This is a genomic window from Hydrogenophaga sp. GW456-12-10-14-TSB4 (assembly GCF_059424305.1).
The window spans coordinates 51,497-65,676 of the sequence record NZ_JBWKZH010000012.1 but is presented as its reverse complement, the minus strand read 5'-3'; the positions used below and the strand labels follow the sequence as shown (position 1 = coordinate 65,676).

Annotated in this window: 12 protein-coding genes; 4 read left to right on the top strand and 8 right to left on the bottom strand. The window is 68.7% G+C overall.

The features are described 5' to 3' along the window. The 3 genes from AC07ZS_RS08725 (at nucleotide 1) to AC07ZS_RS08715 (ending at nucleotide 3,558) form a co-directional block, all read left to right on the top strand. Complete coding sequence (locus AC07ZS_RS08725; RefSeq protein ID WP_494798198.1) at nucleotides 1–465, top strand: (2Fe-2S)-binding protein; 465 nt, start codon at nucleotides 1–3, stop codon at nucleotides 463–465. After that, entirely contained in the window at nucleotides 462–2,702 is a 2,241-nt protein-coding gene (locus tag AC07ZS_RS08720; RefSeq protein WP_494798197.1) for a xanthine dehydrogenase family protein molybdopterin-binding subunit, read from the top strand. The genes AC07ZS_RS08725 and AC07ZS_RS08720 overlap by 4 nt, the downstream gene beginning before the upstream one ends. Nucleotides 2,703–3,105: 403 nt before the next feature. Then, nucleotides 3,106–3,558, top strand: a complete 453-nt coding sequence (locus AC07ZS_RS08715; protein WP_494798196.1) for an NYN domain-containing protein — start codon at nucleotides 3,106–3,108, stop codon at nucleotides 3,556–3,558. A gap of 18 nt (nucleotides 3,559–3,576) precedes the next feature. Here the strand turns inward: AC07ZS_RS08715 and AC07ZS_RS08710 are convergent, their stop codons facing one another. From AC07ZS_RS08710 to AC07ZS_RS08675, 8 genes are all read right to left on the bottom strand, one after another. Then, a complete protein-coding gene (locus AC07ZS_RS08710; protein ID WP_494798195.1) occupies nucleotides 3,577–4,905 on the bottom strand; it encodes a type II toxin-antitoxin system HipA family toxin in 1,329 nt (442 codons plus the stop codon). Next, nucleotides 4,905–5,234, bottom strand: a complete 330-nt coding sequence (locus tag AC07ZS_RS08705; RefSeq protein ID WP_494798194.1) for a helix-turn-helix domain-containing protein — start codon at nucleotides 5,232–5,234, stop codon at nucleotides 4,905–4,907. The genes AC07ZS_RS08710 and AC07ZS_RS08705 overlap by 1 nt, the downstream gene beginning before the upstream one ends. 99 nt (nucleotides 5,235–5,333) lie before the next feature. After that, on the bottom strand, nucleotides 5,334–7,181 hold the full coding sequence (gene ilvD / locus AC07ZS_RS08700) for a dihydroxy-acid dehydratase (protein WP_494798193.1): 1,848 nt from the start codon (nucleotides 7,179–7,181) through the stop codon (nucleotides 5,334–5,336). 34 nt (nucleotides 7,182–7,215) lie between these two features. Then, entirely contained in the window at nucleotides 7,216–8,022 is an 807-nt protein-coding gene (locus AC07ZS_RS08695; protein WP_494798192.1) for an enoyl-CoA hydratase, read from the bottom strand. After that, the gene (locus tag AC07ZS_RS08690; RefSeq protein ID WP_494798191.1) at nucleotides 8,019–8,882 is read right to left on the bottom strand and encodes an SDR family oxidoreductase; all 864 of its coding nucleotides are present in this window, start codon (nucleotides 8,880–8,882) and stop codon (nucleotides 8,019–8,021) included. Before AC07ZS_RS08690 ends, AC07ZS_RS08695 begins: the two co-directional genes overlap by 4 nt. Beyond that, nucleotides 8,879–9,691: an enoyl-CoA hydratase/isomerase family protein gene (locus AC07ZS_RS08685; protein ID WP_494798190.1), complete on the bottom strand. Its 813-nt coding sequence runs from the start codon at nucleotides 9,689–9,691 to the stop codon at nucleotides 8,879–8,881. Before AC07ZS_RS08685 ends, AC07ZS_RS08690 begins: the two co-directional genes overlap by 4 nt. A 5-nt stretch (nucleotides 9,692–9,696) precedes the next feature. Then, the gene (locus AC07ZS_RS08680; protein WP_494798189.1) at nucleotides 9,697–10,845 is read right to left on the bottom strand and encodes an acyl-CoA dehydrogenase family protein; all 1,149 of its coding nucleotides are present in this window, start codon (nucleotides 10,843–10,845) and stop codon (nucleotides 9,697–9,699) included. A gap of 84 nt (nucleotides 10,846–10,929) precedes the next feature. Beyond that, entirely contained in the window at nucleotides 10,930–13,629 is a 2,700-nt protein-coding gene (locus AC07ZS_RS08675; protein ID WP_494798188.1) for a winged helix-turn-helix domain-containing protein, read from the bottom strand. Between the two features lie 216 nt (nucleotides 13,630–13,845). Between AC07ZS_RS08675 and AC07ZS_RS08670 the strand changes: the two genes are divergently transcribed. After that, entirely contained in the window at nucleotides 13,846–14,157 is a 312-nt protein-coding gene (locus AC07ZS_RS08670) for a hypothetical protein (RefSeq protein ID WP_494798187.1), read from the top strand. Nucleotides 14,158–14,180 lie beyond the last annotated feature (23 nt).

Here is a 14,180-nt window from a genome sequence, read left to right as displayed (position 1 = left end):
ATGCAAATAAACGTCAACGGACAAAGTCACGAACTTGATGTCGAACCCGAGATGCCACTGCTCTGGGTGCTCCGGGACGAGCTGGGCATCACCGGCCCCAAGTACGGATGCGGCATGGGCCTGTGCGGTGCCTGCACGGTGCACATGGACGGCGTCGCCATTCGCTCCTGCCTGACGCCTGCCGGGCAGGTGCAGGGAAAGGTCACGACGATTGAAGGTCTCGGCAACCCTGCTGAGCTTCATTTCGTCCAGCAGGCGTGGGGAGAACATCAAGTGGCGCAATGCGGCTACTGCCAGTCCGGGCAGATCATGACGGCAGCCGCCCTGCTTGCGAGCAAACCTGCGCCCACCGACGCGGAGATTGACGCGGCGATGTCGGGAAACCTCTGTCGTTGCGGGACCTACCCGCGCATCCGTGAAGCCGTCAAGGCAGCGTCCAAGGCCCTCGTCGGAGGTGCGAAATGAGTCGCGGTGGGAGCATCGCGCGTCGGGCTTTCCTGATCGGTTCTGCTGCCATCGCGGGCGGCGTTGCCTTTGGGACCTACCTCGTGCGCAGAACGCCATCGAACCCCTTGCTTGGCGACCAGCGAGAAGGCGAAGCCGTCTTCAACGCCTGGGTCAAGGTCGATGCGCAGGGCATCACACTCATCGCACCGCATACCGACCTCGGGCAAGGCGTTCGCTCGGTTCAGGCGGCACTGATTGCGGAGGAGCTCGATCTTGAGTGGGGGCAGTTCCGTGTCGAGTCCGGCCCGCCCAGCGCGGCCTACTACAACACGGCTCTGGCAGGCGAGCAGGTGCCTTTCATGTCGACGGACACCAGCTCCACGGCAGAGGCACTGCGGTCCACCATGGGCGCCGCGTTCAAGGTGCTGGGACTTCAACTCACCGGCGGCTCCAGCAGTGTGCCTGACAGCTTCGTCAAGCTGCGCCTGGCCGGCGCCGTCGCGCGCGAGACGCTCAAGCTGGCGGCCTCGCGGAAGACTGGTCTGGGCATCGAGCAGTTGAAAACCGACAAGGGCCATGTCGTTACGCCGGACGGCCGGCGTCTGGCCTACACGTCGTTGGCCAAGGACGCGAGCACCCTGGAGCCCGTGCAGGACGTCAGTCTGCGCGAGCCCTCGCAATGGCGCTTGATTGGCAAGCCGATGCAAAGGTTGGACATCGTGCCCAAGTCGACAGGCACGCTGAAGTTCGGCATCGACCTGCGCATGGATGGCCTGCTCCATGCCGCGGCAAAAGTGAACCCGCGCCAGGGCGGACGAATGCTTGGCTTCGACGATAAGGCCGCATCAGGCATGCGCGGGGTGAAAAAGATCATTCCCGTGAGCAACGGCGTCGCCGCGGTCGCCGACAACACCTGGCGCGCCTTCCAGGCCGTCAACGCCATCAAGGTTGAGTGGGGGCCAGCCCCGTATCCCGCGGAGCAGGCGGATCACTGGCGAGCCGTGTCAGAGTCCTTTGTTCCCGAGCGCCTCGACAAGGAATGGCGCAATGATGGCAATGTCGAGGCTGCCCTCGACGGCAGAGCCATCAGTGCGGAGTACAAGGCGCCGTATCTGGCCCATGCGCCGATGGAGCCGCTGACCGCGATTGCCAGGTACACGCCGGAGCGCGTGGACGTCTGGGTCAGCACTCAGGTGCCGCGGTTTGCGCAGGAGAAGGTCGCCACGATCACCGGCGTGGCCGTTGAGGCTGTCCACCTACACAACCAGTATTGCGGAGGGAGCTTCGGCCATCGCCTGGAGTCCGAGAACATCACGCTCGTGGCAGAAATCGCCAGGCAGATGCCGGGTGTGCCGATTCAGTTGACCTTTAGCCGCGAGGAGGACTTCGCCCATGACTTCCCGCGGCAAATCACCATGAGCCGGGCGCGCGGCAGCGTGAAGGATGGCCGAGTCGAGGCGCTGGCGCTCGACATCGCCTCTGTCTCTGCCAGTGCCTCGCAGATGAAGCGCCTGGGGCAGTCCATACCCGGGCCCGATGGCCAGATTCCGGCGGGCGCCTGGAACTTGCCCTATGCGTTCCCGCATTTCCGCATGCGTGCCTATCGGGTGCCCGAACTGGCCCCCACCAGTTCCTGGCGTTCGGTTGGTGCGTCGTCGGCCGGCTTCTTTGCCGATGGATTCCTGGACGAGCTGACCTACGCCGCTGGGGCCGACCCGCTGCATGAGCGCCTGCGCCTGATGCACGACCCCGTTGCCCGTCAAGTGCTGGAAGCCGTGGCAGCGATGTCGAACTGGAAAGGCCCCAAACTGGGAGAAGGACGGGGGCGTGGCGTCGCCTTCGTGGAGTCCTTCGGGGTTCCCTGCGCCCAGGTGGTCGAAGTCACGAAGACGGAGCAAGGCATCCGCATCGACAAGGTGTGGGTGGCACTCGACGTCGGCAAGGTCGTCGATCCCATCAACTTCGACAACCAGGTCAAGGGGGCCGTCATTTGGGGGCTCGGGCATGCGATGAACTGCGAGCTGACCTATGCCGACGGCAAGGCCCAGCAGACCAACTTCCATGCATACCAAGGCATGCGCATCTACCAGTGCCCGGAGATTCAAGTGCGAGGCCTGGAGAACGGGTCGAAGGTGCGCGGAGCCGGCGAGCCGCCTGTACCGCCAGCTGCGCCGGCACTTGCAAATGCGATCTTCGCCGCGACGGGAACTCGCCTGCGGGAGATGCCGTTCTCAAAGTACGTCACCTTCCTCTAAGGGAGCTACGGCCTTGCCCTCAGCGACCGCTTGTCCAGATTGAGTAGTCGCTCGACCGCCCAAGGCTGACCGGCTGCAATCAGTCTGAAGCCGACATTCCCAGACCGTCAGTTGCGGCTGTCCAACTGCCACCACGGCCAGCACCACACGCATGGCTATACTGCTTCCGTTGTACAAAGTACGACCTGGATTGGCGTCCTGTTTGTCTGTTCTCATCGAGATGGCCGCAGCGTGTTAGCGAGGCGGCCATCTCCTTTCTCGTCTGTGCCTCTTTTTATGGTGGCCCGGACGGGGAGACGCAAGTCTCGCCGGCCTTGAGAAAAGACACCGGTACGCCAACCTGTCCGGGCCACCGCCACCTCACAAGGGTGGCGGTGGTGCACACCCCAACAGGGAAGCACACATGCAAGCACCACCCGCGTTTTCACCATCATCACAACGGCCCCGCCTGGCCGTGCTCATCGACGCCGAAAACTCGCACGCCGTGCACCTCTCCCGGGTCATGGAACACGTGAAGGGCTATGGCCGCCCCACCGTGCTGCGCGCGTACGGCAACTGGATGACGCCTCAGCTCACGCCCTGGAAGAAGCCGATGCAGCTGCACGGCATCCAGCCGTGCCAGGTGTTCCAGCACATGAAGGGCAAGAACGCGGCCGACATCGCGATGGTCATGGACATGATGCAGTTGCTGCACGCGCGCTCGGTGGACGGCTTCTGCCTCATGTCAACCGACGCTGACTTCGCGGGCCCGGCCGTGCGCCTGCGCGAGGCGGATCTGCGGGTCTACGGCTTCGGCCGGCGCGAGACGGTGCACACCTTCGTGGCCGCGTGCGATGCGTTCGTGTACCTGGACTGACTGATTAACCGACGGCCGCTAGCGCTCGGGCAACTGCGCGGCGTCTGACAAAAACTTGTTGGCCTGGCTTCGCATGCCTTGCGCGATGGGTGCCCAGATGCGTTCGGGGAAGCCATGGGGCAGGCTCGCTTCGACCTGGCTCAGCGCGCCATCCACGCCGTTGACCAACGCCACCATGGCCTCCCACACCTCGGGGCCGCCGTTCTTCAGGGCCAGCGCGTGCCAGTGGCGGGCCTGCACGGTGTAGACGTTGTAGTGGGTGTTCCTGGAGCGCACGGCCATGGCCAGGCGCACGTCGCGCAGGTGCATCTGCCCACGGCCTTTGCCGACGTAGGGCCACACGGAGAGCACGTCGTACAGCGGCGCCAGGTCGTAGGCGTTGCCCTGGCGCAGGAAGATGGAGAAGTTCTTGGCGTGGCCGTCGGGCGCGGCCATGAGCCAGAACACCAGCTGGGTGAGCAGGAAGGCGGCTCGGTCCACGCGGGCGTCTGCGCTGCCGGAAAGCAGGCGCAGGCCGTCGGCCACGCCCGGGCCGCCTTCTTCTTCGTATTTCAGGCGCGGGGGCAGGCCCAGGGCCTGGCAGAAATCTTCCTGCGGCAGGCGAGCGATCCAGCGGTCGTTGTCGCGCCATTCGCGGTCGAAGCGCTCGACGACCAGCACCCGCTGCCCGTCGAAGCGGGCCATTTCGGTGTGGGCGATGGGCAGGCCCAGGGCGTCCACGATGCGGGCGCAGAGCCATTCGTTTTCGACGGAGTCGAACATCTCCACCCGGCTGGTGTTGGCGATCACGCCCAGCGGGAGCTTGAAGATGTGGGTGCTGGGCGTGGCACCCAGGGGGCGGCACCACTGGCCGCCCACGCGGGTGAAGGCGGTTTTTTCCTGCGCGCCGGCCAGCGAGATGCGAAAGGCCCGCGCCTCCCCGTCGGCCAGCGTTCGCGGGTCGGCCGGCACGGCCTGCAGGGACGCGGCCACCTCGGCTTCGCTCAGGGGTTCGCAGTCGACGCGGTCCCAGCCCTCGGGTGTGCTGTCTTCGGGCAGCAGCTGCACGGCGCCGACGCAATCGCGCCCAATGGCTTCGAGCAGGGCAAAGGCGTCCAGCGACCGGGTCTTGAAACGCCGGCCGATGCGCTCGCGGATGCGGTCGTTGTCGGGCAGCAGGTTGTCGAAGTAGTTGGCGACCACTTCGCCCTGGATCTCCAGGGTGCGCGTGAGCGGCAGCGAGAGGGACAGGGGCCGTGCCCGCGCCGATTCCAGCCAGGTGGGGGTGTAGGTGAAGCTGTGGGCGCTGCGATGCACCTGCCAGGTCCCCACCCACTCGCCGTTCATCCAGGCGTTGAGGGCGGCCACTACCAGCTGCCTTTCTTGGGGCGAATGGTCAGGCCGCCCAGGGAAGGGGCCGTGGGCTCGGCAACGAAGGGGGCGCCTGCGGGAGGCAGGGCCGGCCTGGTCGCCGGGGGCACGGTGTCGTCGCGCAAGACCAGCGAGGCGTCCAGCGCCGACAGCAGCTTCATTAGTTGATCCAAGCCGACCACGCCCGGGTTGGCCTCGATCTCAGCGATCCGGGCTTGTCCCACACCGAGCAGGCGCCCCAGGTCGGCCTGCGTCAGCCCGCGCGCCTTCCGCAGCGCGCGCAGGTGCTCACGCAGTTGGTCCGAGAAGTGAAGCGGGAAGTCCATGCCAGTGTCCTGTCTGCCCGCACAATACGTCCTTTGGCAGATAAATGCAACATACTGGCTTTGGCCTATTTTTGCCAGATACTGGGTTTGGGCAGTATTTCAATCCAGCTCGTTCACGTCCCGCACGGCCCCCTTGTCGGCGGAGGTGACGAGCCGGGCATAGGCCTTGAGCGCGGTGGACACGCGGCGCTGCCGGGCGGCGGGTTTCCAGGCCACACCGCGGCCTTTGGCCTCCATGTCGGCGCGCCGCTGCGCCAGCTCGTCGGCCGGCACCAGCAGCTCGATGCTGCGGGCCGGAATGTCGATGCGGATTTCATCGCCGTTCTGAACCAGACCGATCGCACCGCCGCCGGCCGCCTCGGGCGAGACGTGGCCGATCGACAGGCCTGAGCTGCCGCCTGAAAACCGCCCATCGGTGACCAGTGCACACGCGGTGTCCAGGCTGCGTGCCTTGATCAGGCTCGTGGGCTTGAGCATTTCCTGCATGCCGGGGCCACCCTTGGGGCCTTCATAACGAACCACCACCACATGGCCGGCCTGCACCGTGCCGTTGCTGATGCCGGTGGCGGCTTCGCCTTCGCTCTCGAACACGATGGCGCGGCCGGTGAACGTCAGCACCGAGGCGTCCACACCGGCGGTCTTGACCACGCAGCCGTCGGGCGCGAGGTTGCCGCGCAGAATGGCCAGGCCACCGTCTTGCGAGTAGGCGTGCGCGGCGTCGCGCACGCAGCCGTTCTCGCGATCCAGGTCGAGGTCGGGCCAGCGTTCGGCCTGCGAGAACGCGGTCTGCGTGGGCACGCCGCCGGGCGCGGCGCGGAAGAACTCGCGCACCGCGTCCGAAGGTTCGCGGCGGATGTCCCATTTCTGCAGCGCCTGGGCAAGCGTGGGCGAATGCACGCTCTGCACCGTGGTGTCGAGCACGCCCATGCGGTCGAGCTCGCCGAGCAGGCCCAGAATGCCGCCGGCGCGGTGCACGTCTTCCACGTGCCACAGCGGCGTGGCCGGCGAGAGCTTGGAGAGGTGAGGCGTGTTGCGCGAGAGGCGGTCGATGTCTTCGAGCGTGAAGTCCACCTCGCCTTCGTGCGCGGCGGCCAGCAGGTGCAGGATGGTGTTGGTCGAGCCGCCCATGGCCACGTCCAGGCGCATGGCGTTCTCGAACGCGGCGCGGCTGGCGATGGCGCGCGGCAGCACGCTGTCGTCGCGCTCCTGGTAGTGGCGGCGGCACAGGTCCACGATCAGGCGCCCGGCCTGCAGGAACAGCTCCTTGCGGTCGGCGTGCGTGGCCAGCAGCGTGCCGTTGCCGGGCAGGGACAGGCCCAGCGCCTCGGTCAGGCAGTTCATGGAGTTGGCGGTGTACATGCCCGAGCACGAGCCGCAGGTGGGGCAGGCCGATCGCTCCAGCTCCATCACCTCGGCCTCGGCCACGCGCGCGTCGCCCGCGGCCACCAGCGCGGTCGTGCCGTCGATCTTGATGGTCTTGGTGTTGCGCACCACCTTGCCCGCTTCCATCGGGCCGCCGGAAACGAACACCACCGGAATGTTCAGCCGCATCGCGGCCATGAGCATGCCGGGCGTGATCTTGTCGCAGTTGGAGATGCACACCAGTGCGTCGGCGCAGTGCGCGTTGACCATGTACTCGATGGAGTCGGCGATCAGGTCGCGCGAGGGCAGCGAGTACAGCATGCCGTCGTGGCCCATGGCGATGCCGTCGTCCACCGCGATGGTGTTGAACTCGCGCGCCACGCCGCCCGCGCGGGTGATCTCGTCGCCCACCAGCTTGCCCATGTCGCGCAGGTGCACGTGGCCGGGCACGAACTGGGTGAAGGAGTTGGCCACCGCGATGATGGGCTTGGCGAAGTCGCCGTCGGTCATGCCGGTGGCGCGCCACAGCATGCGGGCGAGGGTGTTGTTGCGTCCTTGGGTGACGCGGGCAGAACGCAGGGCCATGGGGTGTCTCCGGTTTGTTGTGGTGTCGGTGGTGTCAGTCGTTGCTCTGCTGGCCGCGGCCGCGCTCGGTCACGGCGCGCCGGCGGCTCTCCACGGCGTCGCCGGTGAGGCCGGCGGCCCACTGGGCGCACCGTTCGCGCTCCAGCCGCAGCGCGTCGGCCAGCGGCAGCGCGGCGCCGTCGTCGATCAGGCGTTTGTACGCGCGCAGCGCCTCGGGCAGCACGCCGGCCATGTCGGCCGCGAGCTGCAGGGCCTGCGGCAGCAGCTGCTCGGGCGGCACCACGCGGTTGACCAGGCCCCAGGCCAGAGCCTGCGGCGCGTCGATGAAGTTGCCGCTGAAGGACATTTCCTTGGCGCGCGCCACGCCGATGAGGCGCCGGAGTTTCTGCGACAGGCCCCAGCCGGGCAGCACGCCCACGCGCGCGTGCGTGTCGGCGAACCGCGCCTGGGGGCTGGCCAGCAGCACGTCGCAGGCCAGCGCGAGTTCGAAGCCGCCGGTGACGGCCGCGCCCTGGATGGCGCCGATCACCGGCCAGGGAAAGTCCGCCACGGCGGCCACCGGGTTGTCCTGCGGGCTGGAGACCACCGCCGCCGAAGGGTCGGCGCTGGCGCCGAGCTCTTTCAGGTCCAGGCCGGCGCAGAACACCTCGCCGGCAGCAGCGAGCACCACCACGCGCAGGTCGGCGTCGTCGGCCAGTTGCGCGAAGGTGCTGACCAGCTCGCGGCGCAGCGCCATCGACAGCGCGTTGCGCGCCTGCGGGCGGTTGAGCGTGACCAGCGCGACGGCGGGCTGCGGCCGCTCGACGCGCACCAGGCCGGCGGGGGCAGCGGTGCTGCTCATGCGCCGCGGATGGCCTTTTCGGCCTCCGCCCAGTCGTTGTCGGTCCACGCACTGAGGTGCGAGAAGTTGGAGCCGGTGGCCAGGTACTCGGCGCCGTCGATGGCGACGGTCTGGCCGTTCACGTACTGCGCACCCGGCGACATGAGGTACACGGCGAGGTTGGCCAGCTCGGGCATCTGGCCGGCGCGGCGCATCGGGTTGCGGCCTGCCATGTCGAAGGTCTCGCCCTTGGGGTCGAGCCGCTTGAGCATGCCCTCGGTGGGGAACATGCCCGGGGAGATCGCGTTGAAGCGGATGCCGTGCGGGCCCCATTCCACCGCCAGCGATTGCGTCATGGCGTGCAGGCCGGCCTTGGACATCGCCGAAGGCACGGCAAAGGGCGAGCCGTTCCAGATCCAGCTCACCAGGATGGAGAGCACCGAGGCCTTGCGCTTCTCGGCGATCCAGCGCTTGCCGCATTCCAGCGTGACCAGGAAGGAGCCCCGGAAGACGATGTTGGAGATGGCGTCGAAGCCGCGCGAAGACAGGTCTTGCGTGCGGCTGATGAAGTTGCCGGCGGCGTTGTTCACCAGGCCGGTGAGGGCGCCGCCGTCGTCCCAGATCTGCGCCACCATGGCCTGCACGGCCTCGGCCTGGCGGATGTCGCAGGCGATGGGCACCACGCGCCCGCCGTGCGCGGCCTGCAGCTCGCTGGCGGTCTGCTGCAGCACCTCCAGCCGGCGCCCGCAGATGTAGACCTGCGCGCCAAGCAGCAGGAAGGCCTCGGCCATCACACGGCCCAGACCGGTGCCGCCGCCGGTCACGAGGATGCGCTCGCCGTTGAGCAGGCCGGGTTTGAATTGCAGGTCGTCGAGCGTCATGGTGTGTCTCCCTGGCCGCTGTAGCGCGGCGCACGTTTTTCGAGGAAGGCGGCAATGCCTTCGGAGAAATCTTCGCCCTGGGTGCAGAGCACCTGGTTGCGGTCTTCCATGGCGATCGCCGATTCGAGCGAGGGCGCGTCGATGGAAAAGCTCAAGGCGTCCTTGGTCAGGCGCAGGCCCAGCGGCGTGGCGGCGAGCATGTCGGCGGCCAGCGCGGCGGCCTCTTCTTCGAGCGCGGGCAGGTCGTCCACGCGGCTGGCCAGGCCCAGGCCGAGCGCGCGCTGCGCGTTCATGAAGCGGCCGGTGAGCATGTATTCGGCGGCGACCGAGGCGCCCACCATGCGCGGCAGGAAGTAGCTCACGCCCACGTCGCAGCCGCTCAGGCCCACGCGGATGAAGGCCACGTTCATGCGCGCATCGGGCGTGAGCAGGCGGATGTCGGACGCCAGCGCGAGCGCGAAGCCGCCGCCCGAGGCCGCGCCCTGCACGATGCTGATGATGGGCTGCGGGCAGCGGCGCATGGCCAGCATGATGTCGCGCACGTTCTTCTGCACCTGCAGCATGTCGCTCACGCTTTTGCGCGCGCCGCCTTCCTGCATCTCTTTCAGATCGAGCCCGGCGCAGAACGCGCGGCCCGCACCGCGCAGCACCACCACGCGCACGTCGGCGCGCGCCGGCAGCCCGCCGAAGAAGGCATTGAGCTCGGCGATGAGCACGGGGTTGAGCGCGTTCAGGCGATCGGGCCGGTCCAGCGTGACCCAGGCCACGCCTTCGTGCACGTCGACCTCCAGGTGTTCGTAGAGCGCCATGGCGTTCACATCGCGCGCGCGATCACTTCGCGCATCACCTCGTTGGCACCGCCGTAGATGCGCTGGATGCGCGCGTCCACGTACATGCGGCCCACCAGGTACTCGTTCATGTAGCCATAGCCGCCGTGCAGCTGCAGGCACTCGTCGATCACGCGGCCCTGCTGCTCGGAGCTCCAGAGCTTGACCATGGAGGCGGTGGCGGTGTCGAGCTGGCCGGCCACGAGCTTTTCCACGCACTGGTCGACGAAGGCGCGCGCGACCTGGCAGGTGGTGGCGATCTCGGCCAGGCGAAAGCGCGTGTTCTGGAAGTCGGCGATGGTCTGGCCGAAGGCCTTGCGGTCGCGCACGTAGCTGAGCGTGGTCTGGTAGGCGCCTTCCATCGCGGCAGCGGCCATCACGCCGATGATGGTGCGTTCGTAGGGCAGGTCGGACATGAGCTGGAAGAAACCCTGGCCTTCGGCGCCGCCGAGCAGGTTTTCTTCGGGCACCTCGACGTCGTCGAAGAACAGCTCGGAGGTGTCCTGCGCCTTCAAGCCGATCTTGTCGAGCACGCGGCCCACGCGGTAGCCCTTGAGGTCCTTGGTTTCCACGATCAGGATGGAGGTGCCGCGCGCGCGCTGCGTCGGGTCGGTCTTGCAGACCACCAGCACCAGGCCGGCGAGGTAGCCGTTGGTGATGAAGGTCTTGGAACCGTTGATGACGTAGCGGTCGCCGCGCTTCTCGGCCCGGGTGCGCACGCCCTGCAGGTCCGAGCCGGTGCCGGGCTCGGTCATGGCGATGGCGCCCACGATCTCGCCGCGCGCCAGGCGCGGCAGCCACTTCTGTTTCTGGGCCTCGGTGCCGTGGTTGAGGAAGTAGTGCGCCACGATGCTGTGCACCGACGGGCTCATGCCGGTGAGGCCGCGCCGGCTCATGGCGTCGTACAGCACGGCTTCGTGGCGGAAGTCGCCACCGCCGCCGCCGTAGGCCTCGGGGATGTCCGAGCACAGCACGCCGAGTTCACCGGCGCGCTTCCACAGGTCGTGGCCGACGTGGCCCTGGTGGCGCGCCGCCTCGTCGTTCGGCAGCATTTCGGTTTCGACGAATCGGACGACGGTGTCCTGGTACATCGCCAGGTCTTCGTCCAGCCAGCTGGGGCGGAATTCGATGGTCATGTCGGGGTGGTTCGATGAAAGCCTGCATGCTGTCATGCGGCCTTTCACCCCCCATCGTCGTAAGCGACGAATTTCCCGAAAGCCCTACCGGATCAGGCCCAGGCGGCGCGCCATGGCCACGGCCTGGGTGCGGTTGTTGGCACCCAGCTTGCCGTTGATGTTGCGCAGGTGGGTGCGCACGGTGCTGTCCGAGACGAACAGCTTTTCCGTCAGCGCGCGGTTCGAGTAGCCCTCGGCGAGCAGCTGCAGCAGGCGGATTTCCTTGGGCGTGAGCGCTTCCATCATCGGCGGCAATTGCACCGGCACGGTGGGCAGGGGCTCCTCGCTGGCGAGCGGGCCAAAGGCGATGCGCAGGCGCTGCAGGTAGTCGGCGAAGAGCGGGCCGAGCTGTCCCGCGTCCAGCGTGGCCTGCGCGCGCGCCACCAGCCGCGCCACCGGTTCGCCCTCGTCGAGCACCAGGCGCATCAGGCCCTCGGTGCAGGCCGGCTGCAGCACCTGCATCAGCACCTCCTGGGCCTGTTCTTCGTCGCCCGCGCGCGCCAGGGCCACGGCGTTGAGCAGCTGCAGCTGGTTGGTGCGCCGCACGCGGCCACCGCGCTGTGCGAGCGCGGCCGAGGCCTCCAGCGCCACCGCGGCCTTGCGCGGATCGCCGGCCACCGCTTCCCAGCGCAGCTGGCCGATCTCGGGGTCTTCCCATTCGTGGCCCAGGTGGCGGCGCGCGCCCACCACCCGCCAGATCTCGGGTGTGCCGGCGGTGCGCAGTTCCTGCGCGGCGGCGTCGTGGTGGCCCTGCATCAGCAGCATGCGGGCGCGCTCCAGGCGCGCGGCGGCGGCCAGGCGCGGCAGCTGGCGCTCGTGCCCCAGGTACTCCAGCTCGGACAGGCCCTGGAAGGCGTGGTCGATCTCGCCCTCGGCAAAGGCAATGCGCGAGAGCAGGCGGTGGCCGAGCACCACGTGGTCGGAGAGCCAGACGTCGCGCGCCAGCGGCAGGTAGACCTGCAGCAGGCGCTTGGCCTGGCGCAGGTCGTCGGCCTCGTAGACCGAGGCGGCGTAGAGCAGGCCGGCCCAGGCGTTGCCCTGCGCGGTGTCCAGGCTGGAGCCCTGCGAGCTTTGCAGGGCCAGGTGGAAGCGGGCGCGCGCCTCGCGCAGCCGGCCCTCGTGCAGGTCGATCATGCCCTCGATGGTTTCCGAGTACATGCGGTGGAAGGCGCTGACGGCCTGGCCCTGGCTGCGGCGCGCGCGGTCCAGCAGCTGGCGTGCCTCGGGGAACAGGCCGAGCATGGCCGCGCCGTTGGCCGTCACGTTGACCAGCGCCGAGTTGGCGAAGGCCGAGGTGCTGGGCAGCAGGTGAAGCGAGCGCACGCCGATGGCGTGGGCCTCTTCCCAGCGGTCGAGCAGCGCGAGCATGGAGGCCTGCAAGGCCGCCACGTGCACCTTGATCTCGGGCCCGTCGGACTGTTCCAGGCCGGTGTTGCGCATGAGCGCCAGGCTGGCCTGCGGCCCGCGCGTGAAGCAGGTGGACCAGAGGTAAACCACCTGCAGCAGCGGGTGCTCCTTGAGCGCGGCCGGCGGCAGCGCGTCGAACCAGCGCGTGAGCAGGCGCAGGCGGCCCTGCATGAGCAGCGGCATGGCCTCGCGCTCCAGCACCTCGACGGCCTGCGCGGCCTCGCCGGCGGCGATGTAGTGGTCCACGGCGGGCACCGGGCGCTCCTGCGCCATGAACCAGCGCGCGGCCGCGCGGTGCAGCTCGGGCACGGCCTCGGGCCGTTCGCGCTGCAGTTGCCCGCGCAGAAAGCTGGAGAACAGGCTGTGGTAGCGCCAGTGGCCGGGCCGGCCTTCGATCGGGATCAGGAAGACGTTGGCACCAGCGAGCTGGCGCAGGATGCTTTCGCTGTCCATGCCGGGCAGCAGCGCCGCGCACAGCGGCGCGGAGAACTCGCGCAGGATGCTGGTGGAGAGCAGCAGCTGGCGCACGTCGGGCGGCTGCTGCGCGAGCACTTCCTCGGCCAGGTACTCGGCCAGGCTGTCTTCGGTGCCGGAGAAGGCGGCGATGAAGTCGCGCCGGTACTGGTGGCGCTCGAGCGCGAGCGAGGCCAGCCACAGCGCGGCAACCCAGCCCTCGGTCTTGGCGTGCAGGATGCCGAGGTCTTCGCTGCCCAGCGCCTGCGTGCCCAGGGTGTCGAAGAAGCGGCGCGTCTCGTCGAGCGAGAAGCGCAGCTTCTGCACGTCGATCTCCTGCAGCTGGCCGCTGGCGCGAAGGCGCGCGAGCCGCAGGTCGGGCACGTTGCGCGAGCCGATCACCAGCCGCGAGCCGGCCGGCACGCATTCGAGGAACTGCGCCAGCAGCGCCATCACACCGGGTGAGCGGACGACCTCGAACTCGTCGATGAAGAAGGCGAAGGGAAACGGCAGCGAGGCGGTGCGCTCCATGAGCGCCAGGGCCACCTCGCCGATGGGCACGGTCGCCGTGCCGGCCGGGTCGTGGCCGCCCTCCTGGGGCGAGAGCTCGTCGAGCGCGCCGGCCAGGTAGGCAAGAAAACGCGAAGGGTCGTTGTCGGCCGAGTCGAGCGTGAGCCAGGCGGTGGCCACGCCGTCGGCCATGAGGCGCTGGCGCGCCTGGGTCATCAGCGTGGTCTTGCCGAAGCCGGCGGGTGCGCGCACCAGCACCAGGCGCGCGGGGTGCTGGACGATGGCATCGACCAGGGCGTCGCGCGCCACCTGGCGCGCGTCCGCCGCAGGCGGGCTGAACTTGGTGGCCAGCAGGGGGGAGGGCAGGGGATTCAAGACAACCGACCAATCGTGGGAGGAGGGACCGCAGGCATGGCGCCAAGTCTACGACCGAGGGCCTGTCGCGCCGCCGCGCATTTCACCGCAAGCGGCCGGGGGCGGCCTCGTCGGATGGGACGATACGCCGCCGGCCGGGCACCGGTTTTTCGTCGCAAGCGACGATGCAGCGCGCGCCCCGATCCGAAGAATCGGCCGCAGGAGGGCTGTTCAGCCATGCGACGAAGCGAAGTGAGGACCTTGCGGCACGCCGCCACACGGCTGGCCACCCACGGCGGCGAAGGCGCCGCCGCCTTGCAGGGCCAGGCCTCGGCCCTGGCGCTGCTGGACCGCAGCGTGCAGCTGGGCCACGACCGGCTGGCCGTGCGCCGCCTGCTGCTGGCGGTGCAGACCGGCGCACCGGTGCGCCCCGAGCACTGGCAGTACTGCCTGCGGGTGGTGGCGCGGCTGGCCGACCCCCGGCTCGCGGCCCTCTACCTCGGGGCCCGGTCGCGACCGGCATCGGGCCTCTCAAAAGTCAATTTGTAGACATTCTTGGCGGTATCGAGCCG

Excerpts from the sequence above, each read along its gene's own strand:
- AC07ZS_RS08725 (WP_494798198.1), top strand. The coding sequence starts at position 1 with ATGCAAATAAACGTCAACGGACAAAGTCACGAACTTGATGTCGAACCC.
- AC07ZS_RS08720 (WP_494798197.1), top strand. The coding sequence starts at position 462 with ATGAGTCGCGGTGGGAGCATCGCGCGTCGGGCTTTCCTGATCGGTTCT.
- AC07ZS_RS08715 (WP_494798196.1), top strand. The coding sequence starts at position 3,106 with ATGCAAGCACCACCCGCGTTTTCACCATCATCACAACGGCCCCGCCTG.
- AC07ZS_RS08705 (WP_494798194.1), bottom strand. The coding sequence starts at position 5,234 with ATGGACTTCCCGCTTCACTTCTCGGACCAACTGCGTGAGCACCTGCGC.
- ilvD (WP_494798193.1), bottom strand. The coding sequence starts at position 7,181 with ATGGCCCTGCGTTCTGCCCGCGTCACCCAAGGACGCAACAACACCCTC.
- AC07ZS_RS08695 (WP_494798192.1), bottom strand. The coding sequence starts at position 8,022 with ATGAGCAGCACCGCTGCCCCCGCCGGCCTGGTGCGCGTCGAGCGGCCG.
- AC07ZS_RS08690 (WP_494798191.1), bottom strand. The coding sequence starts at position 8,882 with ATGACGCTCGACGACCTGCAATTCAAACCCGGCCTGCTCAACGGCGAG.
- AC07ZS_RS08685 (WP_494798190.1), bottom strand. The coding sequence starts at position 9,691 with ATGGCGCTCTACGAACACCTGGAGGTCGACGTGCACGAAGGCGTGGCC.
- AC07ZS_RS08680 (WP_494798189.1), bottom strand. The coding sequence starts at position 10,845 with ATGACCATCGAATTCCGCCCCAGCTGGCTGGACGAAGACCTGGCGATG.
- AC07ZS_RS08670 (WP_494798187.1), top strand. The coding sequence starts at position 13,846 with ATGCGACGAAGCGAAGTGAGGACCTTGCGGCACGCCGCCACACGGCTG.